Origin of the sequence: Streptomyces sp. (assembly GCF_031181555.1) — a bacterium.
Lineage (GTDB): Bacteria > Actinomycetota > Actinomycetes > Streptomycetales > Streptomycetaceae > Streptomyces > Streptomyces fimbriatus.
Genome location: NZ_JAPSKQ010000005.1, coordinates 22,576 through 48,975 on the forward strand (window position 1 = coordinate 22,576; position 26,400 = coordinate 48,975).

19 protein-coding genes and 1 pseudogene are annotated in these 26,400 nt (G+C 72.4%); 10 read left to right on the forward strand and 10 right to left on the reverse strand.

From position 1 onward, the window contains the following. Window positions 1-58 precede the first annotated feature (58 nt). The 3 genes and pseudogenes from RIM90_RS02160 to RIM90_RS02170 all read right to left on the reverse strand — a co-directional run bounded on the left by RIM90_RS02160 (window position 59) and on the right by RIM90_RS02170 (window position 2,531). A complete protein-coding gene (locus RIM90_RS02160; protein ID WP_375165390.1) occupies window positions 59-940 on the reverse strand; it encodes a pectate lyase in 882 nt (293 codons plus the stop codon). 45 nt (window positions 941-985) lie between these two features. Further along, window positions 986-1,486, reverse strand: a pseudogene (locus RIM90_RS02165) (RICIN domain-containing protein); the annotation flags it as partial. Window positions 1,487-1,619: 133 nt separating this feature from the next. Continuing rightward, complete coding sequence (locus tag RIM90_RS02170; protein WP_309058770.1) at window positions 1,620-2,531, reverse strand: hypothetical protein; 912 nt, start codon at window positions 2,529-2,531, stop codon at window positions 1,620-1,622. Window positions 2,532-2,944: 413 nt separating this feature from the next. Here RIM90_RS02170 and RIM90_RS02175 point away from each other — a divergent pair, with 413 nt between their 5' ends. Further along, window positions 2,945-4,009, forward strand: coding sequence for a right-handed parallel beta-helix repeat-containing protein (locus RIM90_RS02175; RefSeq protein WP_309058771.1), 1,065 nt, complete (start codon window positions 2,945-2,947; stop codon window positions 4,007-4,009). 112 nt (window positions 4,010-4,121) lie between these two features. On the opposite strand, the gene RIM90_RS02180 is transcribed toward RIM90_RS02175, so the two are convergent. The 4 genes from RIM90_RS02180 to RIM90_RS02195 form a co-directional block, all read right to left on the reverse strand. Further along, window positions 4,122-4,829, reverse strand: coding sequence for an ester cyclase (locus RIM90_RS02180; RefSeq protein ID WP_309058772.1), 708 nt, complete (start codon window positions 4,827-4,829; stop codon window positions 4,122-4,124). Between the two features lie 178 nt (window positions 4,830-5,007). Then, complete coding sequence (locus RIM90_RS02185; protein WP_309058773.1) at window positions 5,008-5,781, reverse strand: SDR family NAD(P)-dependent oxidoreductase; 774 nt, start codon at window positions 5,779-5,781, stop codon at window positions 5,008-5,010. 79 nt (window positions 5,782-5,860) lie between these two features. Further along, window positions 5,861-7,459: a multicopper oxidase domain-containing protein gene (locus RIM90_RS02190; RefSeq protein WP_309058774.1), complete on the reverse strand. Its 1,599-nt coding sequence runs from the start codon at window positions 7,457-7,459 to the stop codon at window positions 5,861-5,863. 302 nt (window positions 7,460-7,761) lie between these two features. Further along, window positions 7,762-8,442, reverse strand: coding sequence for an MOSC domain-containing protein (locus RIM90_RS02195; RefSeq protein ID WP_309058775.1), 681 nt, complete (start codon window positions 8,440-8,442; stop codon window positions 7,762-7,764). An 80-nt stretch (window positions 8,443-8,522) separates the two neighbouring features. Here RIM90_RS02195 and RIM90_RS02200 point away from each other — a divergent pair, with 80 nt between their 5' ends. Further along, the gene (locus tag RIM90_RS02200) at window positions 8,523-9,419 is read left to right on the forward strand and encodes a LysR family transcriptional regulator (RefSeq protein ID WP_309058776.1); all 897 of its coding nucleotides are present in this window, start codon (window positions 8,523-8,525) and stop codon (window positions 9,417-9,419) included. 104 nt (window positions 9,420-9,523) lie between these two features. Here the strand turns inward: RIM90_RS02200 and RIM90_RS02205 are convergent, their stop codons facing one another. Next, window positions 9,524-9,853 (reverse strand): WhiB family transcriptional regulator, encoded by a 330-nt coding sequence (locus RIM90_RS02205; protein ID WP_159535352.1) that lies wholly within the window; start codon window positions 9,851-9,853, stop codon window positions 9,524-9,526. 380 nt (window positions 9,854-10,233) lie between these two features. Between RIM90_RS02205 and RIM90_RS02210 the strand changes: the two genes are divergently transcribed. The 4 genes from RIM90_RS02210 to RIM90_RS02225 all read left to right on the forward strand — a co-directional run bounded on the left by RIM90_RS02210 (window position 10,234) and on the right by RIM90_RS02225 (window position 14,881). After that, entirely contained in the window at window positions 10,234-10,845 is a 612-nt protein-coding gene (locus RIM90_RS02210; protein ID WP_003948568.1) for a response regulator transcription factor, read from the forward strand. A 486-nt stretch (window positions 10,846-11,331) separates the two neighbouring features. Continuing rightward, window positions 11,332-11,919, forward strand: coding sequence for a sigma-70 family RNA polymerase sigma factor (locus RIM90_RS02215; protein ID WP_164338721.1), 588 nt, complete (start codon window positions 11,332-11,334; stop codon window positions 11,917-11,919). 160 nt (window positions 11,920-12,079) lie between these two features. Further along, window positions 12,080-13,588 (forward strand): IMP dehydrogenase, encoded by a 1,509-nt coding sequence (guaB, locus tag RIM90_RS02220; protein WP_309058777.1) that lies wholly within the window; start codon window positions 12,080-12,082, stop codon window positions 13,586-13,588. A 168-nt stretch (window positions 13,589-13,756) separates the two neighbouring features. Next, window positions 13,757-14,881: a GuaB3 family IMP dehydrogenase-related protein gene (locus RIM90_RS02225; protein WP_309058778.1), complete on the forward strand. Its 1,125-nt coding sequence runs from the start codon at window positions 13,757-13,759 to the stop codon at window positions 14,879-14,881. Between the two features lie 262 nt (window positions 14,882-15,143). Here RIM90_RS02225 and RIM90_RS02230 read toward each other — a convergent pair whose 3' ends face one another. Continuing rightward, on the reverse strand, window positions 15,144-16,352 hold the full coding sequence (locus tag RIM90_RS02230) for a nucleotide sugar dehydrogenase (protein ID WP_309058779.1): 1,209 nt from the start codon (window positions 16,350-16,352) through the stop codon (window positions 15,144-15,146). A gap of 271 nt (window positions 16,353-16,623) precedes the next feature. Here RIM90_RS02230 and RIM90_RS02235 point away from each other — a divergent pair, with 271 nt between their 5' ends. Further along, window positions 16,624-18,330, forward strand: a complete 1,707-nt coding sequence (locus RIM90_RS02235; RefSeq protein WP_309058780.1) for a glycerol-3-phosphate dehydrogenase/oxidase — start codon at window positions 16,624-16,626, stop codon at window positions 18,328-18,330. 137 nt (window positions 18,331-18,467) lie between these two features. Here RIM90_RS02235 and RIM90_RS02240 read toward each other — a convergent pair whose 3' ends face one another. Next, complete coding sequence (locus RIM90_RS02240; protein WP_309058781.1) at window positions 18,468-19,511, reverse strand: serine hydrolase domain-containing protein; 1,044 nt, start codon at window positions 19,509-19,511, stop codon at window positions 18,468-18,470. Window positions 19,512-19,681: 170 nt separating this feature from the next. Here RIM90_RS02240 and RIM90_RS02245 point away from each other — a divergent pair, with 170 nt between their 5' ends. From RIM90_RS02245 to RIM90_RS02255, 3 genes are all read left to right on the forward strand, one after another. Then, window positions 19,682-21,697 (forward strand): serine/threonine-protein kinase, encoded by a 2,016-nt coding sequence (locus RIM90_RS02245; RefSeq protein ID WP_309058782.1) that lies wholly within the window; start codon window positions 19,682-19,684, stop codon window positions 21,695-21,697. Window positions 21,698-21,850: 153 nt separating this feature from the next. Next, entirely contained in the window at window positions 21,851-24,550 is a 2,700-nt protein-coding gene (locus RIM90_RS02250) for a protein kinase (RefSeq protein ID WP_309058783.1), read from the forward strand. Between the two features lie 171 nt (window positions 24,551-24,721). Further along, window positions 24,722-26,350: a protein kinase gene (locus tag RIM90_RS02255; RefSeq protein ID WP_309058813.1), complete on the forward strand. Its 1,629-nt coding sequence runs from the start codon at window positions 24,722-24,724 to the stop codon at window positions 26,348-26,350. The last annotated feature ends 50 nt before the right edge of the window (window positions 26,351-26,400 follow it).

Genomic DNA, 26,400 nt, shown 5'->3' on the forward strand with positions numbered 1-26,400 from the left:
GAGGGCCCGGCACCGCTGAACAGCAGCGGTGCCGGGCCCTCGCCCGTGCGTGGCGCGCCTACTGGTACGTCACGTCGGAGTCCCGGTAGAGGCAGGACCTGCCGTCGGGACCACTGCCGAGCGAGGTCGGCTCGTCACCGCTGTCATTGCCCTTGAAGCGCTCGCAGACGACGGTCTTCTTCTTGCTGTCGCCGACGATCTTCACGCCCGAGAGGGTCGCGGTGTCACCGTAGTTGGCGTTGACGCCGGCGAGGACCTTGCCGGGGCTCGTGACCAGGACGTTGTCGACCACCAGGTGGCGCTGGTACTGGGTGCCGCAGTTGCCGCACGAGCGGTAGAGCTTGCCGAAGTCGGAGACCTGGAAGTCCCTGATGGTCAGGGTGCCGGCGCCGTTGTGCTGGAAGACCTTGTCGTCGGCCTTGCGGGCACCGCCGCCGATCACCTCGTACCGGGCCGACGACGACTTGCCCTTGAAGCTGGCGGCGTCCTCGCCGACGTCCTCCCACCACACGTTGATCAGGGTGCAGCTGCCGGTGCAGTGCACTCCGTCGGCGGCGGGCGCACCGAGGATCACGTTCTTCAGCGTCGCGCCGTCGGCGAGCTCGAACAGCGGGTCCTGGCCTTCGCCCTGGCCGCTGCCGCCGAGGGCGCCCGAGCCGTGGAAGCGCTTCAGGGAGCCGTCGTACTCGCCCTTCACCTCGATGGTCGAGGAGACGGGCTGCTCGTCGGTGGGGGTGGGCCAGGAGGCGAAGCCGGTGCCGGCGGAGGGCTTGCCGTCCGCGGGGGCGGTGGTGCTCGCGGAGGCGGAGGGAGGGGCAGGGACGGTCGCGGACGCGGAGGGGGCCGTGGAGGGAGATGCGGAAGGAGCCGTGGAAGGAGCTGTGGAGGGCGACGCGGAGGTGCTCGCCGTCGGGTTCGCCGGGGGCGTCGAACCGTTCACCTCCCGCAGGGTCCAGCTCTTGCCGGCGGCCTTGTCGCAGGAGTTCTGCTGCAGCAGACCGTCCTTGGGGGTCAGGCACCTCTCACTGTGCGCGTTGACCAGGTGGTGGGCGGCGTCATCGAGGGAACTCACCTTCCAGACCTGGGAGGGGCCCCCGTCGCAGCTCTGCTGCTGCACGGCCTTCCCGATGGAGGCCGAATCGTCCTTGACGCCCACGCACAGGCCGGTGGCGGAGGACTTCACGGTGAAACCGTCGCCGGAGTCGGTCAGTTCCCAGTTCTGGTCCGCGCCCCCGTCGCAGGCCGCCAGGGCCAGCCGCACCCCGTCGGCCGTGCTTCCCGACGGGACCTCCAGACAGGTTCCGCTCGCCGCGTTCACCAGGCGGTAGGTGCCCGCGCCCGGCCCCGCGGCGGATGCCGACATCAGCACGCCGCCGATCACGGCGCCGCCCACGAGGGACGTGGTGAGCGCACCGACCAGGACGGTGCGGCGTCGGCCGTTCTTTCTCCGGTGCCCCGTGCGCGGGGCGGTGTTCGTACTGCGCATGTCACGGCTTTCGTTCGATGTGCGATGGCCCTCGGTGTCCACCGGTCCGTTGTCGCCGCCGCACGGCGATGGGTTGCCGTGCGGCGGCGACTTCTTCCGGAACCGTGCGGCCGGGCCCTCGCCCACCCGCCGGTCAGCCGCGGGTCAGGCGGACCGCCGTCGTCTCCGTGACCGTCACCGGCTTGTCGTAGTCCGGGTCCGTGGCCGTCGCACGCGCCTCGACCTCCACGTCGCCGCGCTGGAACGGTACGGAACCGGTGGGCGTGGCCGTCGCGGTCCAGGCGACCGGTTCGCCCGGAACGCAGGACACCGACGTCGAGTACGAGCCGCGGATGAGGTTCTGCCTCTTCACCTGGGTGACGTCACCGGACACGTTCACCTGGACGGGCTTGTTGCAGCTCACCGTGCCGTGGAGGGTGGCCTTGCCGTTGAGGGTGCTCGCCGTGCCCTTCAGCGCGACGGCGAGGCCGAGGTCGAGCTCGGCCGGCGGGGGCGGGTTGTCGATGTGGACCTCGCCGCGGGCGGCGGTGGAGCCTCCCTCGCAGTGCTGTACGAAGGTGGCGTCGAGCTTCTCCACGTACCCCTGCGGACCGAACTCCACGGCGTTGATGGTGAATTCGCCGGTGAGGGTGTTGCATCCGCGGCCGTTGCCGCTGAGGGAGAGGCCGGGCTCGGTCGGCTCGTTGAAGGGGTGGCGGGTGGCTCCGGTGTACGTGCCCGGTGCGAGGGCCGTGCCGGAGGGGGCGGCGAGGTCGAGGTACCACCAGTCGCCGTTGGCTCCGTCCACGGAGAGGGAGACGACGTTGTTCCCGGTGTCGGCGGAAACGTTCAGGCGGTCCTGGGACGAGGTCGAGTAGGCGTAGGACTGGCCGCCACTGACCCAGTCGCCCTCGTCGCCGCTGAAGCTGAAGGAGCCCTCGGCGACCGGCTGCGCGTGCGCCTCGGGGCCGGGCAGCAGGCCGGTGGAGCCGGTGGCGAGGCCCAGGGCCAGTGCGAGGACGACGGCGGCGCGGCCGAGGACGCGTCCGGGCGCGGTGAGTTTCATGGACATATCCCCCACAGAGATTGGAGTTCCCCTGTGCCGACGGGAACCGATCATCGGCGGGGTGAGTCTGCCAAGCGCGTGGGAGCGCTACAACTGCGTTTTTCCAGCCTTCAGTTGATGTTCGTCCGTACGCGCGCGGGGGAGCCGGGCCTGCCGGGGTGACCGGCGCGGCCGCGGGACCGGCCGCGCCGGTGGCGAGTGCGCCGGAGCAAAGCCGCGTCCGGCCGGTGGGCGGGGCGGGACCCGGTCGTGACCCGTCACGGTGTCCGGCGCCGTTCGGGACTGTCCCGGACACCGTGAAGTGCTTGCGGCGGCGGGGTGGACCCGGGCAGCGTTCCTGTCGCACGGGCGAGCGGCGGGAACGGACCCCTCGCCCGTGCCCCACACGACCTTTCACCGGAGGGGGAACATCCATGCGCAAGCACCTGCGCATCGGTCTGCCGTGCCTGGCGGCGGCCGTGACGACGCTGGTTCCGGGCGGCCCGGGGGCGTCGGCCGCTCCGGCCGGGGGCGAGGACGTCACCGTGTACGTCGGCTCCGGCGGAACCTCGCTCGCCGGGCTCTCGGGGACGTCACTCCTGCGGGTGGCCGGGAAGGCCGGCCTCACCGCGCAGAATCCGGTCGGGTCCCTGCGTGACGCCCAGGCCGTGCTCGAGGCCAGGCACACGAGGAACGCGACGATCATGCTCCGCGGCGGCACCTACACCGATGCCGGGGTGGAGTGGGGGCCGGGCATCGCCGACGGTACGGTCACGGTCAAGGCCCAGCCGGGGACGGGCCCCGTCACGTTCGACGGGCGGGCGGCCAGGGCCGGGTACTGGACGAAGGTCGGTCCGGCCTCGCCCAAGCTGAACTTCCAGGGGCCGTACACCGTGCAGCGCTACGGCGACGGGGGGATCAAGGCCACGGGGACCAGGCAGGACGGCCCGGTCAAAGGGCTCGTGGTCAACCGGATCACCTTCAAGAAGATCGGCAATGCCTGGGTCAAGGGCGGCAAGGGCTACGCCGGCGTGCACCTGAACTACGTCTCGAAGGCCAGGATCACCAACAACTCGTTCGTCAACCTCGAGAACAAGACGGTCCCGGGGAACACCCACGGTGTCTACCTCGCCTTCCACCAGACGCAGAAGACACCCGGGAGCAACGGGAACCTGGTGAAGGGGAACACCTTCCAGGTCATCTCCGGCGACCCCGTCCGCGCCAGCGACGGCAGCAGCGGGAACAAGGTCCAGGGGAACGTCTTCAAGAAGGGCCGCGACCACAAGGGGAAGACCCGGGGGAACGGCAACTACGGGATGTTCACCTACTGGGCGTTCCCGAGGGCCGACACCTGCGGAAAGGGCGGAAACACGTTCTCGGGCAACACCTACACCGTGAACTACTACAACAAGAAGGCACCGGCCGTCCGCTCGGGGTCCGACACCGGCCGCACCTGCAAGTCCGTCAAGGACACGGGCGGCAACACCTACAAGCGCTAGGCGGGCGGCGGACGCGGGAAACCCGCGCCGCGGCGTTCTGGGCCTCCCCCGACGGCAGGCCCAGAACCCTGGTCGTCGCCTCTGACAGAGGACGCGCCGTTCCCGGCGGAGCTCACATCTCCGTCGGTTCCACCGCCCCCAGCTGCACCATCAGCCCGAGCCGGTCGTACTGCCACCAGCCCTCGACGATCTTTCCGTTCCCGCCGAAGCGGAAGATGGTCGTGCCCGTCATGGAGACCTTCCTCCCCGTGGCCGGAATCCCGAGGAAGTCGCCCTTGTGGGTTCCCTCCCAGCTCCACCGCGTGCACACGCGGTCCCCCTGGGCGATCTGGTCCTCGATCCGGAACGAGAAGTCGAAGCCGCCGCGCCACACGTCCATGTCCCGCCGGAAGTGGTCCAGTCCGATGGCGTCCTGCTCGTTGGCGGGATCATGGTCGTGGTAGTGCTCCTCGACCAGGCCCGTCATCGGCGACAGGTCGCCCTCGGTGACCAGCACCTCGAAGAACTGCCGCGCGGTGTCCGTGTTCAGCTGCGCGTCCCGCACCACGTCCAGGTCCGTGAACGTGGGCATCCCGTCGCAGAGTGCCACCATCTCCTGGAAGATCCGGTCGGTCTCCGGAAGCTGCGAGTTCCGCATCGCCTCCTCGTACGACGGAAACTCCACGATCTCGACGACATGCGTCGCGTCCGAGTGGTCCTTGCCGACCACGGCGTGCGTGGCCGTCCGCTTCCCCCTGGTCTGCTCGACCCACTGGTCCATGAGCCGGTCCATCTCCTCGAGCCGGCTCGTCCTGCAGTCGATGAGCTGTACGAAGGTCATGGCATTCGCCTCCGGCGCCCCCTGGGTCCGGTTCCTGTCAGCACCATTTTCCCTCCGGGCGCGGGCTCCGGCCCGCCCAGCCGCTGCCGGGGCCGGCCCGGCCGCCGCCCGCCGGTCGCTCGGGGCCACCGCACCTTCACCGTGCCTGCCACCGGCCCGCCACGACCTCCCCACGGGGCTACTGGGGCCCGTACTTCCGCCCCGTCCGCGAGGAGATCCCGCCCAGCACGCCGCGCGGGACCAGCTTCGCCGCTCCCATCAGCGCCTTGTACCGGGGGTCCGGGATCGACACCGACTTGCCCCGGGCCAGGTCCGCGAGGGCCGCCGCCGCGACCTTGTCCGCGTCCAGCCACATCCAGTTCGGGATGTTGTCCGTCCCCATCCCGGCCCGCTCGTGGAACTCGGTGCGCACGAACCCCGGGCACAGTGCCATCAGGCGTACGCCGCTGTCCGCCAGATCCCGCGCCGCGCCCTGGGTGAACTGCACGACCCACGCCTTGGACGCCCCGTAGGTCCCGCGCGGCAGGAACGCCGCGACCGAGGCGACGTTCACGACGCCCCCGCGCCCGCGCTCCCGCATCGCCTCCGCCGCCGCCGAGGTCAGCCGGAGCACCGCCTCGCAGTGCACCTTGAGCATCCTCAGCTCGTCGGCCATGGGGACGTCGAGGTAGCGGCCCTTGTTGCCGAAGCCGGCGTTGTTGACCAGCAGGTCGATCGGGTTCTTGCGGTCACCGAGCCGGGCGGCCACCGCCTCGATGCCCTGGTCCTCCGCCAGGTCGGCCGTCAGCACCTCCGCCTCGATGCCGTGGCGGTCGTGCAGCTCGGTCGCCTGTTCCCGCAGCCGTCCGGTGTCGCGGGCCACCAGCACCAGGTCGTGTCCGTCGGCCGCCAGCCGCCGCGCGAACGCGGCACCGATCCCCGCCGTCGATCCCGTAATCAGAGCCGTTGTCATGGCGCAAGAGTAGTTACCCGGAGCGGAGGCGTCCGCTCTGTGGCCTCGCCCCGCGCGGATGCGCCGGAGACCGGTCGGTTCAGCCCTCCCCGTGCCCGCGTCCATGGCCCGCATGCCCCGCATGCCCCGGCGGCGTCCCGGCCGGCCGGCCCTTCTCCACCACCACGAACTGGCCCATCATCCCTTCGTCTTCGTGGTACAGCAGATGACAGTGGTACATGTACGGAGTGTTCGGATCGGCCGGTCCCGTGAAGCGCAGCACCAGCCTCATCGTCGTACCGTGCGGCACGAACACCGTGTCCTTCGGCCCCCGCAGGGCCGGCGGCGGAGCCGAGCCGTTCACCTCCACCACACGGAACTGCACGTCGTGCACATGGAAGTTGTGCGGCATGCCGTTCGTGTTGCGTACCGTCCACACCTCCGTCGTCCCGCGCACGACCGTCTCGTCGATGCGTCCCCTGTCCATCGCCCGGCCGTTGATCCCGGACCGTTTCAGATCGAAGTGCCGTCCGCGCACGGCCTCCTCCTCGCGCGGCAGCTCCACCTCGGCAAGCTCGGCGGGAAGCCCCGGTGACGGCCGCAGCCGCTCGGCCGCACGCAACTCCAGTACGTCGAAGGAGTCGTCGCCCCCGCCGAACCGCCGCTGCCAGGCGTCCCCGTAGTTGTCCTGGGGGAAGCTGCGGAGCATCACCCGCTCACCCGCCTCCATCCGCACGACGATCTCGGCGCGCTCACCCGGTGACAGCTGCACCCGGTCCATGACCGCGGGCCGCGCCGACAGACCGCCGTCCGTGCCCACCAGCGAGAAGGCGCGGCCGTCCGGGAAACCGAAGGCATAGGTGCGCGCGGTGGACGCGTTGAGCAGCCGCAGCCGTATCAGCTCGTCGTACACCTTCCGGTAGGGGCGCAAGGTGCCGTTGACCATGGTCCGGTCGCCCAGGAAGCCCACGTTCTGCATCAGCCGACGGCCGCCGGCCAGCCGGGAGCCGTCGAAACGGACGTCCTGCACGACGACGGGCAGGTCGTCGACGCCGTACCGCTTCGGCAGGGGGAGGCGTGCCGACTCCTCGTCGTCGAGGAGGAACAGGCCCGCCAGGCCGCGCCGGACGTGCGCCTCGGTTCTGCCGTGCGGATGCGGGTGGTACCAGAGCGTCGCCGCGGGCTGGTCCACCGTCCAGTGCGGTGTCCAGGAGGCGCCCGGGGCGATCGCCTGGTGCGGGCCGCCGTCCATCCGCGCCGGCAGGTGCATGCCGTGCCAGTGCACGGAGGACGCCTCCTCCAGGCCGTTGCTGATCCGCACGCGCACCTTCTCGCCGCGCTGTGCCCGCAGCGTCGGGCCGAGATAGGAGCCGTTGAACCCCCAGGTGGGGGTCTTCACCCCGTCCCGGAACTCCGTCTCGCCCGCCTGCATGCGCAGGTCGAAGACCCGTGTGCCGTCCTTCTCTACGGTCGACTCGGCCAGCGGCGGTATCGCCAGCGCGTTGTCGAACGGCGCCTTGCCCACCGTGCTGACCCTCGCGTCGGTCCACAGCCAGGCGAACAGGCCGCCGACGGCCACGGCGACCGCGGTGACCAGCGAACCGAGCACGATGACAAGCCGCTTCCAGCGGAAGGCGCGGCGAGTGCCGGGCGGGCTTCCCCCGTCCGGTGCCGCGCTTCGAGACGTGTGGCGAGACATGCATCGAGCGTCCTCGGTCACGATGCGCCGGACATCGGGGAACCGCCCCGACCCGCCCCTGAACCGACCCTCGCCCGCAGTCCGGGTTCCGCCCCTGGGAGCCGTGCGGCGCCCGGCCGGGGACGGCATGCCGGGGGCGGGGGAGGAAGGCGTGGGGATTCCCGGCGGTGCATACCCGGCTCGCGGAGGCCCGCCGCGGCGGCCGGGCGCGCCCTGCCACCGCGGCGGGAAACGTGCCGGACGGACCCGAACGCCCCGAAGGCCCGGACGGCCCGTCCGGCCCGAACATGCCGGACGAGCCGTCAGGCCTTGGCGTCCGTTCCGTACTTCTCCACGTACGTCCGTGCCACCGCCCGGGCTTCCGGATGCAGCGCCTCGCCCGCCGTCAGCAGCCGGGGCAGCAGCGCTCGCTCGGTCGTGATCGCCCGGAACTGCAGCGCGACCGTCACCTCGTGTTCCGGCCGGTGCACGATCCGCACCGCGTCGCCCGCCCGTATCTCACCGGGCCGGATCACCCGCAGGTACGCGCCCGGGGCGCCCCGCTCCGTGAACCGCTTCACCCAGCCCTTCTCACCCATGTGGCCCTGGAAGGTGCGGCAGGGGATGCGCCCGGAGGTGATCTCCAGCACCACCTCGGCCCCGACGGCCCAGCGCTCGCCGATCAGGGCGCCGGACACGTCGATGCCCGCGGTGGTGAGGTTCTCGCCGAACGAGCCGTTCCGCAGCGGGCGCCCCAGCGTGCGCTCCCACTCGTCGAGGTCCTCGCGGGCCATGGCGTACACGGCCTGGTCGTCTCCGCCGTGGTGCCGCGTCTCGCACACGGCGTCCCCGGCCAGTCCGCTCGCGCCGGTCCCCTTCGTCCCCGGCGCCGCCACCCGCACCGGCCCGTCCACGGGTTGCTTGTCGATACCGGTCAGACCCTCGGGGTGGTCCGTGTACGGCACGGCCCTGGGGCGTCCCAGGTTCACAGACAGAAGCTTCATGGGCGCACGGTAGGCGATGAGAGCCAAAGCGTCGACGCAATATTCGGCGTCACGTCAAAGGGCGGCTTATCCTTGGGGGTGTGATCGAAGCTCGTCATCTGCGTGTGCTGCGCGCCGTGGCCACCACCGGTTCCTTCTCCGCCGCGGCCCGCGAACTGGGCTGCACCCAGCCCGCCGTCAGCCAGCAGATGAAAGCCCTGGAGGGGTCCGTCGGCACGCCCCTGCTCATCCGCAGCGGCCGCGAGATGCGCCTGACGCAGGCCGGTGAGGCGCTGGTGCGGCACGCGGCCGGGATCCTCGCCGGGCTCACCGCCGCCGAAGAAGAGGTCGCCGCCATCGCGGGGCTGCGCGCGGGCCGGGTCCGGCTCGTCTCCTTCCCCAGCGGCAGCTCCACGCTCGTCCCGACGGCCCTCGCCGCCCTGCGCGGCGCCCACCCCGGCACCCGGGTCTCCCTGGAGGAGGCCGAGCCGCCCCGCTCCGTCGAGATGCTGCGCGAGGGCGACTGCGACGTGGCTCTCGCCTTCCGCTACGAGGGGGCGGCGGGTGCCGAGGAGTGGGACGACCTCGTCGTGCGGCCGCTGCTGACGGACCGGCTCGTGGGGCTCGTGTCCGAACGGCACCGGCTCGCGCACGCGGAGTCCGTCGCCATCGGTGAACTCGCCGAGGAGCCGTGGATCGCCGGCTGTCCACGCTGCCGGGGGCAGCTGGTCGAGGTGTGCGAGGCGGCCGGGTTCACCCCGCGCATCGACTTCGCGACCGACGACTATCCGGCGGTCGCCGGCCTGGTCGGCGCCGGGCTCGGCGTCGCCGTCCTGCCGCAGCTGGCCATCGAGTCCGTACGGCCCAGGAGGGTGCGCACCGTCGCCCTGGAGCCCGCCGTGCGGCGGGAGATCGTCGCGCTCACCCTTCCCGACCTCGCGCAGGTGCCGGCGGTCGTCGCGACGCTGGACCAGTTGGCGCGGGCGGCGGCTCGGTAGCCCGGGCCGGGGCCGGCGGGACCGCTCCCGCGTGACGGTCGGTGACCGGCCAGGGAAAAGACAAGGGCACGCGTGCGTGCCCCAGTTTTTACAGAAACGTTCCTTCAGGTGTTCGAAGCGGCGTGCCCGCCGGCTGCCGATGCCGATACCAGCCTGTTGCGCGCCCGCCCCATGAGCTCTTCGCGCTCGTCCTCGGTCAGTCCGCCCCACACGCCGTACGGCTCGCGCACCGCCAGCGCGTGGGCGGCGCACTCGGCGCGCACCGGGCACCTCATGCAGACCTCTTTGGCCGAGTTCTCGCGAGCGCTTCGAGCCGCGCCCCGCTCACCTTCGGGGTGGAAGAAGAGCGAGCTGTCCACCCCGCGGCACGCAGCCAGGAGCTGCCAGTCCCACAGGTCCGCGTTCGGTCCGGGAAGGCGGGAGAAATCTGCCATTGCGTGACCCCTTGTAGCCGTTCTGGGCGGATCCGGTGTCCACGACCGTACAACTACGATCAAAGGAGATGAAAATATGACTCATTGCGAATCTAGCTCCGGACACCAGCAAACGGGAAGAAAAGGGGCTGAATGGGGCACGGGTTGTGATGAAAGTTCGGGGGTCCGTCGCGCGCGTCTGCATCGTGTCCGCCTCCTCACGTAGAGTGCCGAAGATGGCAGACGGCCCCGTAACTCTTTCGAGTGACCGTCGTTGAGAGTGCGAGGCGGTTGAAAGAACAAGCGCTCGGGCAGGCGTCCGAGACGGTCGACCGCACAGGTGACGATTTCGTACCAGCCTGGAGGCTCAAGGTGACGCGCATCAGCTGCGGAGGGCGGCCATGACTTCCGTCCTCGTCTGCGACGACTCCCCGCTTGCCCGAGAGGCGCTCCGCCGCGCGGTCGCGACCGTGCCCGGTGTCGAGCGCGTGACGACGGCTGCCAACGGCGAGGAAGTCCTCCGCCGCTGGGGAGCCGACCGCTCGGATCTGATTCTGATGGATGTACGCATGCCCGGCCTGGGCGGCGTCGAGACCGTTCGGCGGCTGCTGTCCGCCGACCCCGGAGCGCGCATCATCATGCTCACCGTCGCCGAGGACCTCGACGGTGTCGCGCTCGCGGTGGCCGCCGGTGCCCGCGGCTACCTGCACAAGGACGCGTCCCGCGCGGAACTGCGCGCCACGGTCACCCAGGCTCTCGCCGACCCGACCTGGCGGCTCGCCCCGCGCCGGCTGCGCTCCGCCGAGATGGGCGCCGCACCCACGCTCACCGCGCGTGAGATCCAGGTCCTCGAAGGCATGAGTCACGGCCGTTCCAACGCCGAGATCGGCCGCGAGCTGTTCCTCTCCGAGGACACCGTCAAGACGCACGCGCGGCGGCTCTTCAAGAAGCTCGGCGCCTCGGACCGGGCCCACGCGGTGGCGCTCGGTTTCCGGTGGGGTCTCGTGCGCTAGGGCCTGTCCTTCGGATCGGGCGGACCGGGCCGGATCCGGCGCGCGGCGGCGCGCGGCAGCCGACGAGCGGGGGCATGCGGATGCCCCCGCCCGGGCCGCACGCGCGCGTGGCGACGCCGGCGGGGGACGGCACCACCGGCGAGGCCCACTCCCCGCCCGGGAGGGGCCCACGGCTCGGCGGGACGGGCTCCCGGCCGCGCGGACCCGGACCGATCCGGACGACAGGCCCCGGGGCCGGCCGCGCACACCGCGAGAAGAGCACCGAAAACCCGGTCCACCAGGGCATCGGCGGTGACCGAAGGGTGCCCACTGCTCGTTTCGCGGCGGATGCCGCATCCTTGAGGTGTGGAGTTCCTCGGGGACGAGTCGGTCGAGCGGAAGGGGAGGGCGCAAGGGATGAGTTCCGGCGCACCTGCTCATAACGCTTCGGTGCACAACAAGGGGCGCGGTGCCGCGGACCCGGCGTCCGCAAGGCACCATGGACCGATGCGCGACGACGAGGCGGGCACGGCCCAAGGGGCGATCGGTGCGCTCGTCCACCGCGCTGTCGACGGGGACGAGCAGGCGACGCACGACCTGCTGGCCCATGTCCACCCCTTGGCGCTGCGCTACTGCCGCACCCGCCTGTCCCGGCTCCCGGGCGACGCCCGGCACTTCGTCGAGGACCTCGCCCAGGAAGTCTGCGTCGCGGTGCTCCTCGCACTGCCCCGGTACAAGGACACCGGGCGGCCCTTCGAGGCGTTCGTCTTCGCCATCGCCGCCCACAAGGTCGCCGACCTGCAGCGCGCGGCGATGCGGCACCCCGGCTCGACGGCGGTGCCTTCCGACGAGATGCCCGAGCGTCCCGACGACTCCCTCGGTCCGGAGGAACGCGCCCTGCTCAGCAGCGACGCCGAGTGGGCCAAGAAACTGCTGGCCAACCTGCCCGAGAACCAGCGCGAGCTGCTGCTGCTGCGCATCGCCGTGGGCCTCACGGCGGAGGAGACCGGGCAGATGTTGGGAATGTCACCCGGCGCGGTCCGGGTGGCCCAGCACCGCGCGCTGAGCCGGCTGCGCGCGCTGGCGGAGCAGTAACCGACGCCGGTGCGCCGCCCTTTCGGCGCATGAACGGACACGCCGCCGTGCCCGTACGAACATACGAAGCCCGGAGCCGTTCATGATCGTGGAATGAGACACCTCCACTTCCCGTTAGCATGGACATCCGCACCGATCAAGGCCATTTGGGGAAGGTGTCATGACTGCCAACGTCGACGGAGTGCCCGGTAAATTCGCGACACTCGGGCTGACCTACGACGACGTGCTGCTGCTGCCGGGCCCGTCGGACATGGCGCCCGACGAGATCGACACCGCCTCGTACGTCTCCAAGAACGTGCGGGTCAACATCCCGCTGCTGTCCGCCGCCATGGACAAGGTCACCGAGTCGCGCATGGCGATCGCGATGGCCCGCCAGGGCGGCGTCGGTGTCCTGCACCGCAACCTGTCCATCGAGGACCAGGCCAACCAGGTCGACCTGGTGAAGCGGTCCGAGTCCGGCATGGTCACCGACCCCATCACCATCCACCCGGACGCCACGCTCGCCGAGGCCGACGCCCTGTGCGCCAAGTTCCGCATCAGCGGCGTCCCGGTCACCGACGGCAACAAGAAGCTGCTCGGCATCGTCACCAACCGTGACATGGCCTTCGAGACCGACCGCTCCCGCCGGGTGAGCGAGGTCATGACGCCGATGCCGCTGGTCACCGGCAAGGTCGGCATCTCGGGCGCGGACGCCGTGGAGCTGCTGCGCCGCCACAAGATCGAGAAGCTTCCGCTGGTCGACGACAACGGCGTCCTCAAGGGCCTGATCACGGTCAAGGACTTCGTGAAGGCCGAGAAGTACCCGAACGCCGCCAAGGACGCCGAGGGCCGGCTGCTGGTCGGTGCCGCGGTCGGTGTCGCCGGTGACGCCTTCGAGCGTGCCCAGGCGCTGATCGAGGCGGGCGTCGACTTCATCGTCGTCGACACCGCGCACGGCCACTCCCGCCTGGTCGGCGACATGGTCGCCAAGATCAAGTCGAACTCCTCCGGCGTCGACGTCGTCGGCGGCAACGTCGCCACGCGCGACGGCGCGAAGGCCCTCGTCGACGCGGGCTGCGACGGCATCAAGGTCGGCGTCGGCCCCGGCTCCATCTGCACCACGCGTGTCGTCGCCGGTGTCGGCGTCCCGCAGGTCACGGCGATCTACGAGGCCGCCCTCGCCGCCAAGGAAGCCGGTGTGCCGGTCATCGGCGACGGCGGCCTGCAGTACTCCGGCGACATCGCCAAGGCCCTCGTCGCGGGCGCCGACACGGTGATGCTCGGCTCGCTGCTCGCGGGCTGCGAGGAGTCGCCCGGCGAGCTGCTGTTCATCAACGGCAAGCAGTTCAAGTCGTACCGCGGCATGGGGTCGCTCGGTGCCATGCAGTCCCGCGGCGACCGCAAGTCGTTCTCCAAGGACCGCTACTTCCAGGAGGGCGTCGCCTCCGACGAGCAGCTGGTCCCCGAGGGCATCGAGGGCCAGGTGCCCTACCGCGGCCCGCTCTCCTCGGTCGTCCACCAGCTGGTCGGCGGCCTGCGCCAGTCGATGTTCTACGTCGGCGGCCGGACCGTGCCCGAGCTCCAGGCCAACGGACGCTTCGTGCGGATCACCTCCGCGGGCCTGAAGGAGAGCCACCCGCACGACATCCAGATGACGGTCGAGGCGCCGAACTACAGCAGCAAGCGCTGACACGCGCGCGTGCGGCGGTCGCCCGCGACGGCCGCACACGCGTATGACGGTCTCCGAGGGCGGTCCGGGAGGATCCGGGCCGCCCTCGCCGTACGTCCGGGGCGGTGGCCGGCACAGCCGTCGGGGATACTGGAAGGCGCTGCAACGCATCAGGGAAAGGCCACAGACGTGACTGAGATCGAGATCGGGCGCGGCAAGCGCGGCCGCCGGGCGTACGCCTTCGACGACATCGCCGTCGTCCCCAGCCGCCGTACGCGGGACCCGAAGGAGGTCTCGATCGCCTGGCAGATCGACGCCTACCGCTTCGAGCTGCCGTTCCTGGCCGCCCCCATGGACTCGGTGGTCTCGCCGGCCACCGCGATCCGCATCGGCGAGCTCGGCGGCCTCGGCGTGCTGAACCTCGAAGGCCTGTGGACCCGCCACGAGGACCCGCAGCCGCTGCTGGACGAGATCGTCGGCCTGCCCGCCGAGACGGCCACCCGGCGCCTCCAGGAGATCTACGCCGCTCCGATCAAGGAGGAGCTGATCGGGCAGCGCATCAAGGAGGTGCGCGACTCGGGCGTGGTCACCGCCGCCGCGCTCTCCCCGCAGCGCACCGCCCAGTTCTCCAAGGCCGTCGTCGACGCGGGCGTGGACATCTTCGTCATCCGCGGTACGACGGTCTCGGCGGAGCACGTCTCCGGTTCGCACGAGCCGCTGAACCTGAAGCAGTTCATCTACGAACTCGACGTCCCGGTGATCGTCGGCGGCTGCGCCACCTACACGGCCGCCCTGCACCTCATGCGCACCGGCGCCGCGGGCGTGCTGGTCGGCTTCGGCGGCGGCGCCGCGCACACCACGCGCAACGTGCTCGGCATCCAGGTCCCCATGGCCACCGCGGTCGCCGACGTGGCCGCCGCCCGCCGCGACTACATGGACGAGTCCGGCGGCCGGTACGTGCACGTCATCGCGGACGGCGGTGTCGGCTGGTCCGGCGACCTGCCCAAGGCGATCGCCTGCGGCGCCGACGCGGTGATGATGGGCTCCCCGCTCGCCCGCGCGACCGACGGTCCGGGCAAGGGCAACCACTGGGGCATGGAAGCCGTCAACGAGGAACTGCCGCGCGGCCAGAAGGTCGACCTCGGTACGGTCGGCACCCTGGAGGAGATCCTCACCGGCCCGTCCCACACCCCGGACGGCTCGATGAACCTCTTCGGCGCCCTGCGCCGCGCGATGGCCACCACCGGCTACAGCGAGCTGAAGGAGTTCCAGCGCGTCGAGGTGACGGTGGCGGACTCGCAGCACCGGCGGTAGGGCCTGCGCGGGCTTTCGACACGGCACTGAGGGGCTGGTCACCTGGGGAGGTGACCGGCCCCTTCCGCATGTCCGGGTGGGCCCGCGGGGGCGCCCGTGGCGGTGAGGGGGCGCGCGGTTGTCTTCGAGGCCGATCCACGCTGGTCCACCCGGGTGAGGCCGCTGGTGTCCTCGGCGGCGCCCCGGTTCTTCTGGGAGCCCTCTTCCAAGGACACGGTCCGGACCCCGCCCTCGGGGCGCGGCCCTGCTCCGGGCGCCCCCCTCACAACCGGTGCGCCGCCCCCGTAGGAGTCGCCCCCCGCGTGTCCAGCAGCAGCTGGGCCTTCACCGACAGGCCCTGGAGGTCGTACGTGCGGTGCTGCTGGAGCAGGATCGTCAGGTCGGCGTCGGCGGCCGCCTCGTAGAGGGAGTCGGCGCGGGGGACGGGGCGGTCGAGGACGTGCCAGGACGGCACGTGCGGGTCGTGGTAGCTGACGGACGCGCCGAGCTCCATCAACCGGACCGCGATCTCCTGGGCGGGGGAGCCCTGCTGGTCGGCGAGGTCGGCCTTGTAGGTGACGCCGAGGAGGAGCACGCGGGCGCCCCGCGCGGACTTGCCGTGTTCGTTGAGGAGCGCGGCGGCACGCTGGACGACGTAGTGCGGCATCCGGCCGTTGACCTGCTGGGCGAGTTCCGCCATGCGCAGGGTGCGGCCCGTGTGGGCGGTCAGGTCCTGGGGCACGGCGTGGCCGCCGACGCCGGGGCCGGGGCGGAAGGCCTGGAAGCCGAAGGGCTTGGTCTCCGCGCAGCGGATGACGTCCCACAGGTCGACGCCCAGGTCGTGGCAGAGGACGGCCATCTCGTTGACGAGGGCGATGTTGACGTGCCGGAAGTTGGTCTCCAGCACCTGCACGGTCTCCGCCTCGCGGGGGCCGCGCGCGCGGACCACCTTGTCGGTGAGCCGTCCGTAGAAGGCGGCGGCCGATTCGGTGCAGGCCGGGGTGAGGCCGCCGATGACCTTGGGGGTGTTGGCGGGGGTGAAGTCGCGGTTGCCGGGGTCGACGCGGCTGGGGGAGTAGGCGAGGTGGAAGTCGCGGCCCGCGCGGAGCCCCGACCCCGACTCGAGCAGGCGCAGGAAGGGGCCTTCCGTCGTCCCCGGGAGCGCGGGGGACTCCAGGATCACCGTGGTGTGCGGGCGCAGCCGGGCGGCGAGCGTGCGGGCGGCCGCCTCCACCTGGCTCAGGTCCAGCCCGCCGTCCGCTCCGCGCGGGGCGGGGGCGCAGATGACCGCGGTGCGCACCCGGCCGAGCTCGGCGGCGTTCGTCGTCGTACGGAAACCCTGGGCGAGCATGCGGCGCTGTTCGGCGGGGCTGAGGGAGCCCGCCTCGGGGCCGGTCCGGTAGCCGATGGTGGGGATGCCGGCGGCGACGGCGGCCTGGGCCAGGGGCAGGCCGTACGGTCCGAGTCCGATGACGGCGAGATCTGCGGGCATGGCGTGGGCCGTCCTTCCCAGTAGCCGAAGTGGGACAGGCGCGCAAGCCCTGTGGACAGGACGGGCGAGCGCAATGTCAGACTAGGAGTAAATATGACCGATATGTGGGATTGGTCGGCCGAGTTTCGGTGAGTCGTTCCGCGGGGGTGTCCACAGGCCGGGGCGCGTGGTGGCTGAATTCGGGCAAGCCGGTCAGAATTTGGGCATGGGGAGGGGAACCGGGCTTCGCCCGACGGGTGCGGCCTACGCGACCGATGAGCGGGAGGCAGCGGTGAGGACAGCGACACTGGGGCCGGCGCAGCGCGCCGAGTCACTCGCATCCATGGCCGAGCACGAGCTTGACGTGTTGGTGGTGGGCGGCGGCGTGGTCGGCGCGGGCACCGCGCTCGACGCCGCGACCCGTGGCCTGTCCACGGGCCTGGTCGAGGCGCGTGACTGGGCGTCGGGCACCTCCAGCCGGTCCAGCAAGCTGATCCACGGCGGCCTGCGCTACCTGGAGATGCTCGACTTCGCGCTCGTACGGGAGGCCCTGAAGGAGCGCGGCCTGCTGCTGGAGAGGCTCGCTCCGCATCTGGTGCGGCCGGTGCCGTTCCTGTACCCGTTGCGGCACAAGGGCTGGGAACGGCTGTACGCCGGGTCGGGAGTCGCGCTCTACGACGCCATGTCGATGGCCCGCGGCCACGGGCGGGGCCTGCCCCTGCACCGTCACCTGAGCCGCCGTCACGCGTTGCGGGTCGCGCCCTGTCTGAGGAAGGACGCACTGGTCGGGGCGCTGCAGTACTACGACGCCCAGATGGACGACGCCCGGTTCGTGGCGACACTCGTGCGCACGGCCGCGGCGTACGGCACCAAGACCGCCAACCGCGCGCGGGTCACGGGATTCCTGCGGGAGGGCGAACGGGTCGTCGGCGCCCGGGTGCAGGACGTCGAGGGCGGCGGCGAGTACGAGGTCCGCGCCAAGCAGGTCGTCAACGCCACCGGCGTGTGGACCGATGACACACAGGCGATGGTCGGGGAGCGGGGACAGTTCCACGTCCGTGCCTCCAAGGGCATCCACCTGGTCGTCCCCAAGGACCGCATCCACTCCACGACCGGGCTCATCCTGCGCACCGAGAAGTCCGTGCTGTTCGTCATCCCCTGGGGCCGGCACTGGATCGTCGGGACCACGGACACCGACTGGGACCTCGACAAGGCGCATCCGGCCGCGTCCAGCGCGGACATCGACTACCTGCTGGAACACGTCAACTCGGTGCTCGCGGTCCCGCTCACGCGGGACGACGTCGAGGGTGTGTACGCCGGCCTGAGGCCACTGCTCGCCGGTGAGTCGGACGCCACCAGCAAGCTGTCGCGCGAGCACACCGTGGCCCATCCGGTGCCCGGCCTCGTCGTGGTGGCGGGCGGCAAGTACACGACGTACCGGGTCATGGCCAAGGACGCGGTGGACGCGGCGGTGCACGGACTCGACGCGCGCGTCGCCGACTGCGTCACCGAGGACACGCCGCTGGTGGGCGCCGAGGGATACCGGGCGCTGTGGAACGCGCGGGCGCGGATCGCCGCGCGCACCGGACTGCACACGGTGCGGGTGGAGCACCTGCTGCACCGCTACGGGGCGATGGCGGAGGAGGTCCTGGACCTCATCGCCTCGGACCCCTCGCTGGGCGAGCCGCTGAGGGCGGCCGACGACTATCTGCGCGCCGAGATCACCTATGCCGCCTCGCACGAGGGGGCGCGGCACCTGGACGACGTGCTGACGCGGCGCACCCGCATATCGATCGAGACGTTCGACCGGGGTACGCGCAGCGCACGTGAGGCCGCCGAGCTGATGGCTCCGGTGCTGGGCTGGGACGAGGGTCAGATCGAGCGCGAGGTGCAGCACTACGAGAAGCGGGTGGAGGCCGAGCGGGAGTCGCAGCGGCAGCCCGACGACCTGACGGCGGACGCGGCACGGCTGGGCGCCCCGGACATCGTGCCGTTGTAGGGCCGGGCCCGGCGGTCGGGCGGCGGGGCCGGCCGGGGGGTGAGCGGATCGGCCGGGGCCGAGGCCTGCCGGAGGCCCGAACCGGATCACTCGAACGAGTGGTACGAATCGGGACCTTCGTCCGGAACCCGGCCGTTCTACGAGATGCGGGGGCAGAACTCGGCCGTGAGCACCGCGGGTTCGAGACCGGGGTCCGCCATCGCGTCCGTGTTCACCCGGAAGGTGAGGACACGCCGGCCGTCGACAGTGGCTGCGGTGCGCACGTAGCTGCCGGAGATGCGCCCGTTGTGTCCCCACACGGTGGTGCCGCACGGAAGCTCCACGGGAAACAGGCCCATGCCGTACGAGCCGTGTGCGGCACGGGTGTCGAGCATCTCGCGCAGCCGGCGCGGGGGCAGCAGCTCACCGCCGAGCAGGGCCGCGTAGAAGCGGTTCAGATCGGCCAACGTGGTCACCAGCTCGCCCGCGGCTCCGGCCACCCGCGGGTCGAGCCGGGTGACGTCGGTTCCGTCGGCGGCGTAGGCGCGGCCGTGCGGCCAGGGCAGTGACGTCCGGGAGCCGGGGAAGGAGGTGCCCGTCAGACGCAGGGGAGTGATGATGCGGCGCTCGGCCTCGACGGCGTAGGAGCGACCGGTGACCTGTTCGACGACCAGGCCGAGCAGGACGTAGTTGGTGTTCGAGTAGGAGAAGCGGCCGCGGTCGGCCGGAGGGTGGGTGAGCGCGATGCGTACGGCCTGAAGAGGCGTGACCGGGACGGTGCCTCGTGTGTCCGCGGAGAAGTCGTACAGACCGCTGGTGTGGTTGAGCAGGCGGCGCAGGGTCAGCGCGCGGCCGTCGTTGCCCGCTCCCCGCACCAGGCCGGGCAGGTGCTCCTCCACGGTGTCGGCCAGTGACAGCCTCCGCTCGTCGGCCAGTTGCAGCACGACGGTCGCGATGAACGTCTTCGTGATGCTTCCGGCACGGAAGCGGTCGGCACGCGCTATGCCCTCGCCGGCGTGGGCATAGCGGGGGCCGTTCTCCCCCCGGGCCAGCAGGGCCGCGGCCGGGGCTCCACCTCGTGTGACCAACAGCGGAAGGAGTGCGTCCGCAGGCGAGGCCGACGGGGCCGACGAAGCGGCCGGAGCCAGGGCGAGCAGGGCCAGGGACACAGGAACGGCCAGTAGTGTCCGAAGCGGCGGCATCCCGGCTCCTCCCTCGTGGAGGCCCATCATGCAGGGCGGCGGAACGGGCACGTCGCCCGGGCCCCGGCTGTCCGGGGCCCGGCACACCGTCAGAGGCACCCTGGGCGTCGGCCGCTTGTCGGGTGAGGGACAATGAAGGCTCTGTCAGGGCGGGTTGCATGAGGGGACGCATGTCGGAGGCGGAGCGGGCGGGGACATCCCGTCAGGACAAGAGCGCACGTCTCCTCGCCGGGCGGTACCGGCTGGGAGATGTGCTCGGCCGCGGCGGCATGGGGACGGTGTGGCGGGCCGAGGACGAGACGCTGGGGCGTACCGTCGCCGTCAAGGAGCTTCGGTTCCCGTCGAACATCGACGAGGAGGAGAAGCGGCGGCTGATCACGCGGACGCTGCGCGAGGCCAAGGCGATCGCACGGATCCGCAACACCAGCGCCGTGACCGTCTTCGACGTGGTCCAGGAGGACGACCGGCCCTGGATCGTGATGGAACTCGTCGAGGGCAAGTCGCTCGCCGAGGTCATCCGGGAGGACGGCCTGCTGGGGCCGAAACGCGCCGCCGAGGTCGGGCTGGCCGTGCTCGACGTGCTGCGCTCCGCGCACCGCGAGGGCATCCTGCACCGTGACGTGAAGCCGTCCAACGTGCTGATCGCCGATGACGGCCGGGTGGTGCTCACCGACTTCGGCATCGCCCAGGTCGAGGGCGACCCGTCCATCACCTCGACCGGCATGCTGGTCGGCGCCCCCTCCTACATCTCCCCGGAGCGGGCCCGCGGGCACAAGCCGGGGCCGGCGGCCGACCTGTGGTCGCTCGGCGGGCTGCTGTACGCGGCGGTGGAGGGCTCGCCGCCGTACGACAAGGGATCCGCGATCGCGACGCTCACGGCGGTGATGACCGAGCCGCTCGAGGAACCGAAGAACGCGGGACCGCTCCGGGACGTCATCCACGGGCTGCTCACCAAGGACCCCGCCCGGCGGCTCGACGACGCCGGGGCCCGGGCGATGCTGAACGCGGTCATCCGCGCGCCGGAGGCCGGGGCGGAGCCCGCGGACGCGACGAAGGTCGTGCCGCTGCCCGAGCAGCCCGGTGAGCAGAACGACGCCGGGAGCAAGCGGGGCGAGGAGGCCGGGGAGAGGCTGCGGGGCGCGTTGCGTTCCGTGCGGAAGGCGGCGGTGGCCGCCGGCTCGGCCGGAGCCGCGGCACGCACCAGGTCCGGCAGCGGAACCGAGTCTTCGAGGGCCGGTGGAGCTGCCGGGACCCGGGCGACGGGCACGGCGTCGTCCCCGTCCGCCCCGGCCGCGCCCTCCGGTGCGGGTGCCGGGTCCGGGTCGCGGGCGGCCGCGCAGGGCACGCCGGCCTCGGGCGGGCGGAGTTCCGGGTGGCCGGTGATGACGCCGCCGGACCTGCCGGCGAGGCCTGTGCCGAGGGCTCCGATCACCGATGTGGTGCCGCGGCGGACGTTGGTGATCATCGCGGTGGCCGTGGTGCTCGCCGTCCTCGGCACCGTGCTGGTCTTCGCACTCGGCGGCGACGACGAGAGCGGCCAGGGGGCGAAGGGCGGCGGGGGCGGTAAGGCCGTCGCCAGTGGGACGCCGAGCGCGGACACCAAGGACGACGAGAGCGGCGGCATCCGCACCGACGGCACGGCGACCGAATCGGCCGGTGCGGGGGCCGGTTCGGCGAACACCCCGGGGACCGACGACGACGGGGCGGACGGCCCGGACGACTCGGACGACCCGGCCGAGGACGGTGGCGGTACCTCGGCGAAGGAGACGCACGAGGGGAACCAGGGGTACTCGATCGGGCTGCCCGGGGGCTGGAAGTACCGGTCGACGGGGGCCGCGGGAGACCGCTTCACCGGGCCCGACGGGCAGAAGCTGCTCGTCGCCTGGACGTCCACGCCGAAGGACGACCCCGTGGCGGACTGGAAGAACCAGGAACGCTACATGGTGCGTTCGCAGTACAAGAGGATCCGTATCGAGGAGGTGGACTACCGGGGGTGGAACACGGCCGACTGGGAGTTCACCTATGTGGAGAGCGGGACGAAGTACCGGACCGTCGACCGGGGGTTCGTCGTCGACGACCGGCTCGGATACGCGCTGATGTACACGGCCAAGGCCGCCAAGTGGGACAGTGAGCAGCGCAAGGACACCTGGCGGACGCTGACGAAGACGTTCGAACCCAAGTCCTGAGCATGAGCGGGCCCCGGAATGGGGAGGGAGATGTGGCATCCCCTCTCTGCGGGTTGCCTCCGGCACGTATCGTGAGTGCTTGCGGACCGTACGAAGCCGGAACGGCCCGCTGGGCGAACGGAACTGACCGACCGTACGGCCGGGGGAGGCAACGTGGAGGATTACGCGGGACGGGTTCTCGCCGACCGCTACCGTCTGCCGCTGCCGCCCTCCGACGAGTACGAGCTCACCGAGACCCGTGCCTTCGACACCTACAGCGGTCAGGAGGTCCTGGTCAGGCAGGTTCCGCTGCCGGAGGTCGTCGAGGCCGAGGTGCTCGACGCCGAGGGACTGCCCGACGGCTTCACGGCCCGTGACGGGGGCGCACGGCGCGGCTTCGGGCCCGCGTCCGCGCGCGCGGACGCGCGGCGGCCCGCCGATCCGGTCGTGCGGCGCGCGGTCGAGGCCGCGCAGGCGGCGGCCGCCATTCCCGACCATCCGCGGCTGGACCAGGTCTTCGACGTGTTCGCGGAGGGCGGTTCGCTGTGGATCGTCAGTGAGCTGGTGGCCGCGCGTCCGCTGGCGGCCCTGCTCGCCGAGAAGACGCTGTCCCCGTACCGGGCGGCGGAGGTCGCCTCCGACGTGCTGACGGCCCTGCGGGTGCTGCACTCCCACGGCTGGGTGCACCGCAACATCACCGCGCGCACCGTGCTCGTCTGCGACGACGGCCGGGTGATGCTGACCGGTCTCGCGGTCGGCGCGGCGGAGGAGGCGCTGTGCGGCTACGACCCGGTGCCGGCACCGGACGAGGACCCGGAAGCAGGGCCCGGAGAACGGGCGGGAGAGCGAGCGGGGGCGGTCGGGGCCCTGGACCCGGCGGCGCCCGCGGGAGCACCGGATCCGGGGCGCGGCCCGTCCTGGCCCCCCGGGTTCGCCGCCCCCGCCTCGTCCCGGGACTCCGTCCCGGCCCGCGATCCCGACGCCGCGCGACGGGCCGCCATCGAGGCACGGGCGGGCCGGCTGCCCCCGGGCGGGGCGGACACGGCTGGGGAGGGCTCCGCCGCGGCGGTCCCGCGGGCCCTGGACAGCACGGGGGACGTGCGGGCGGCACGCGCGGGCGCGATCGCCGCGTACCGGGCGGGCGCCCGTGCCGCCGCCCGGGTCCAGGAGGCCCAGCAGAGCGGACGGGCCGCCCTGCCCGGGGCCCGGTCCGCCCCCGAGGGGGGCGTACCGGCCCCCGCCCCGCACGGCAACGGCTCCGCGCAACCGCCGTACGTCCCGGAGCAGGGCGGCGGGGGCACGGCGGCCGGTGCGGTTCCGCCGGGACGGATAGCCGACCCCTACGGCGTGGGCGCCACCGACCGGCACGGCGCCGCGCCCCGCACCGGCACCGGCGGTACGCCGGCGGCCGTCGGCGACGAACGTCGCGGACAGCCGCGTACGCCCCTTCCGGCCGGTGGTTCCACGGCCGGTGGCTCCGTGGCCGGCCGTGCCCCCGGTCCCGCGGCCGACGCGCCGGGACCCGGCGGAGCCGCCCCGCCCGCCCGTTGGGACGACCTGGTGGCGCCCACGCCCGCGCGCCGTGGCCCGGCCACCGCGCTGGCCGCCGAGCGGGCGCGGCAGGCGCGGATGGCCGTCGTCGGGCCCGTGACGGAGCGGTGGGCGCCGGAACAGGCCGGGCCCGTGCACGAGAACTGGCAGCTGGCCGCGCCGATCGGACCCGCGACCGACCTGTGGGCGCTGGGCGCGCTGCTGTTCCGGGCCGTCCAGGGACACGCGCCGTACCCGGAGGAGTCGACGGCCGAGCTGGTGCAGATGGTGTGCGCCGAGCCGCCCGCGTTCGCCGAGGAGTGCGGGCCGCTGAGGCCGGTCGTGGAGTCGCTGCTGCGTCAGGACCCCACCGAGCGACCGGACTTCGAGGAGCTGCGCGGCTGGCTGCGTTCCCTGGTGCGGTCGGCGCCCGAGCCGGAGGCCGGCGTGCACGTCATCACGGCGCCGCCCGTCGACGCGAGCCGGCTGCCGGTCGTACGGCGGCGGGGCGAGCTGGTGCGCAGGCGGCGCGCCGCCCTGCCCGCGCACCACGGACGGCACAAGCGGGCCAAACAGAAGGACCACTCGCCGCGCCGGCTGGGCCGCACCCTGCTCCTGCTGGTGCTGCTCGCCATGGCCGCGGCGATCACGTACGCCATGCTGTTCATGCCGAAGGCCGGCGAGGGGGCCTCGGGCGCCGGTTCCACCGACCGCACCGGAACGGCCGGCGAGGTCGGCGAGGCGCCGCACTCCCCGGGCGGTGGGGCGGGGGACGGCGGGACCTCGCCGGAGCCGGACGGCGACTCCGAGGACGGCTCGGAGGAGACCACCAAGGGAAGCTCCGAGGAGTCGGCCGGCTCCGCCGAGACGCAGACCACCGGACCCGAGGTCGCCGACGGCTTCACCCTGCGCGAGGACCCCGAGGGCTTCCGGGTCGCCGTGGCCGAGGACTGGGAGCGCACCGCGAAGAACGGCAGCGGGCAGGTCGTCTACTCCCGCGGCGACTTCGAACTCATCGTCGTACCCGGCCGGGACAGCGCGCGGGAGTACGGCAGCGACCCCATGGCCTACCAGCGGGACGACGAGCGCGAGCTCCAGCCGTACCGCGACTCCAGCTGGGCCACCTCCACCGGTCTGAAGACCATCGAGGTGGGCGGACGGACCATGGCCGAGGGGCAGTTCACCTGGACCGGCGGTGACGGGGGCGAGCTGTACGTCCGCAACCTCGCGGCGCTGATCGACGGCCGGTACCACGTGGTGCAGGTGCGCGGACCGGAGGCCGAACGGGACGAGGTGACACGGCTGTTCGAGCAGGCGGCGGCGACGTACCGGTTCACCGGCTGACGGGACCGTACCGCGGGACACCGCACGGTTCCGTACGCGCTCCGGTCACCTCCCGTCCCGTACGGCGACAACCATCACAGTGCGGTCTCCATGGCACCCCGTCGGTTCCCAGGAGGGGAGCGGGTACTTACCCTGACCTTGTCAAGACCATTGCGGGGCAACGTGAATCAGATGCAGGGCCTGCTCGTCGCGGGCCGCTACCGGCTCGGCGACGCCATCGGCAGCGGGGGCATGGGCCGGGTGTGGCGTGCGCACGACGAGGTGCTGCACCGATCCGTCGCCATCAAGGAACTGACCGCCGCGCTCTACGTCTCCGACAGCGAGCAGGCCATGCTGCTGGCGCGCACCCGCGCGGAGGCACGGGCGGCCGCGCGGATCAACCACTCCGCCGTCGTCACGGTGCACGACGTGCTGGAGCACGACGGCCGGCCGTGGATCGTGATGGAACTGGTCGAGGGCCGTTCGCTGGCCGACGCGATGAAGGAACAGGAACGCGTCGAGCCCCGCGAGGCCGCGCGCATCGGCCTGTGGGTGCTGCGTGCGCTGCGCGCCGCGCACACCGCCGGCGTCCTGCACCGTGACGTCAAGCCCGGCAACGTCCTCCTCGGCCGGGACGGCCGCGTGCTGCTCACCGACTTCGGCATCGCGCAGATAGACGGCGACACGGCCATCACCCGCACCGGAGAGGTCGTCGGCTCGGTCGACTACCTCGCCCCCGAGCGGGTCCGCGGCCACGACCCCGGCCCCTCCTCCGACCTGTGGGCGCTCGGCGCGACGCTGTACACGGCGGTGGAGGGCAGATCGCCGTTCCGCCGCACCTCGCCGCTGACCACCATGCAGGCGGTCGTCGAGGAGGAGGCCGCCGAGCCGCGGCACGCCGGCCCGCTCGCGCCCGTCATCAGCGCACTCCTGCGCAAGGATCCGGCCACCCGGCCCGACGCGGCCGAGGCCGAGCGGATGCTCGCCGACGCGGCGGAGGGGCGCCGGCCGAACGCGGCGCAGGTGTACGTGCCGACGCAGGCCGCCGCCGCTCGTGTGCCGCTGCCGCACGCGACCCGGCCGGACACCGCCTTGCCCCCGCAGGCCCCGCCGGTGACCGGCCCCACGGCCGTGCATCCGCCGTACGCGCCCACCGGTGCCGCGCCCCGCCGGCGGGGGCGCCTGGTCGCCCTGGTCGCCGCCCTGGCCGCGCTCGTCGGCGGGGGAACCGCGGTGGTGCTGCAGCAGTGGGACGAGGGCACGGGGAGGGGCGGTGCCTCCGTGGCTCCTTCCGGCACCCCGGCGCCCGCGCCCGACGCCACGAAGGCCGGGGAGACCGAGTCCACGGGCGGCCTCCCGGCGGGCTGGGTGCGTCGCACCGACCCCTACGGCTTCAGCATCGTCCTGCCCGGTGAGAACTGGGAGCGCGTCGTCTTCGACGAGGAGACCCGACAGGTCGACTACACGCCCGACGGCGGCAGGCACTTCATCCGCATCGCCGCCGACGACTCTCCCGACTACGACGACCCGTACGAGCACCTGAGCGATCTGGACCAGCAGATAGGGCAGCGCCTGGTCGACTACCGGCGGGTGGGGCTGGAACGCCGCGTCTACCGCGACCGCGAGAGCGCCCGGCTGGAGTACACCTGGACGGCGCTGGCCAAGGACACCGACTTCCCGGGGCCGCGCCGGGCGATCGACCAGATGTACGTCTCGCGGGACGGGATCGAGTACGCGATCTACATGTCCGGGCCGGCCGAGGACTGGGCCACGACCAGCGGGCAGTTCGAGACGGTGCTGCGGGGCTGGCGCGAGCCCTGACGCGCCCGGGGTGCCGGACGCGCCCGGCGTGCGCGAACGCGCGCGCCGCT

Bases quoted from the DNA above. Each gene is read 5' to 3' on its own strand.
- guaB (WP_309058777.1), top strand. From the start codon at position 12,080: ATGACTGCCAACGTCGACGGAGTGCCCGGTAAATTCGCGACACTCGGG.
- RIM90_RS02190 (WP_309058774.1), bottom strand. From the start codon at position 7,459: ATGTCTCGCCACACGTCTCGAAGCGCGGCACCGGACGGGGGAAGCCCG.
- RIM90_RS02195 (WP_309058775.1), bottom strand. From the start codon at position 8,442: ATGAAGCTTCTGTCTGTGAACCTGGGACGCCCCAGGGCCGTGCCGTAC.
- RIM90_RS02175 (WP_309058771.1), top strand. From the start codon at position 2,945: ATGCGCAAGCACCTGCGCATCGGTCTGCCGTGCCTGGCGGCGGCCGTG.
- RIM90_RS02210 (WP_003948568.1), top strand. From the start codon at position 10,234: ATGACTTCCGTCCTCGTCTGCGACGACTCCCCGCTTGCCCGAGAGGCG.
- RIM90_RS02170 (WP_309058770.1), bottom strand. From the start codon at position 2,531: ATGAAACTCACCGCGCCCGGACGCGTCCTCGGCCGCGCCGCCGTCGTC.
- RIM90_RS02255 (WP_309058813.1), top strand. From the start codon at position 24,722: ATGCAGGGCCTGCTCGTCGCGGGCCGCTACCGGCTCGGCGACGCCATC.
- RIM90_RS02205 (WP_159535352.1), bottom strand. From the start codon at position 9,853: ATGGCAGATTTCTCCCGCCTTCCCGGACCGAACGCGGACCTGTGGGAC.
- RIM90_RS02185 (WP_309058773.1), bottom strand. From the start codon at position 5,781: ATGACAACGGCTCTGATTACGGGATCGACGGCGGGGATCGGTGCCGCG.
- RIM90_RS02230 (WP_309058779.1), bottom strand. From the start codon at position 16,352: ATGCCCGCAGATCTCGCCGTCATCGGACTCGGACCGTACGGCCTGCCC.
- RIM90_RS02240 (WP_309058781.1), bottom strand. From the start codon at position 19,511: ATGCCGCCGCTTCGGACACTACTGGCCGTTCCTGTGTCCCTGGCCCTG.
- RIM90_RS02245 (WP_309058782.1), top strand. From the start codon at position 19,682: ATGTCGGAGGCGGAGCGGGCGGGGACATCCCGTCAGGACAAGAGCGCA.
- RIM90_RS02180 (WP_309058772.1), bottom strand. From the start codon at position 4,829: ATGACCTTCGTACAGCTCATCGACTGCAGGACGAGCCGGCTCGAGGAG.
- RIM90_RS02215 (WP_164338721.1), top strand. From the start codon at position 11,332: ATGCGCGACGACGAGGCGGGCACGGCCCAAGGGGCGATCGGTGCGCTC.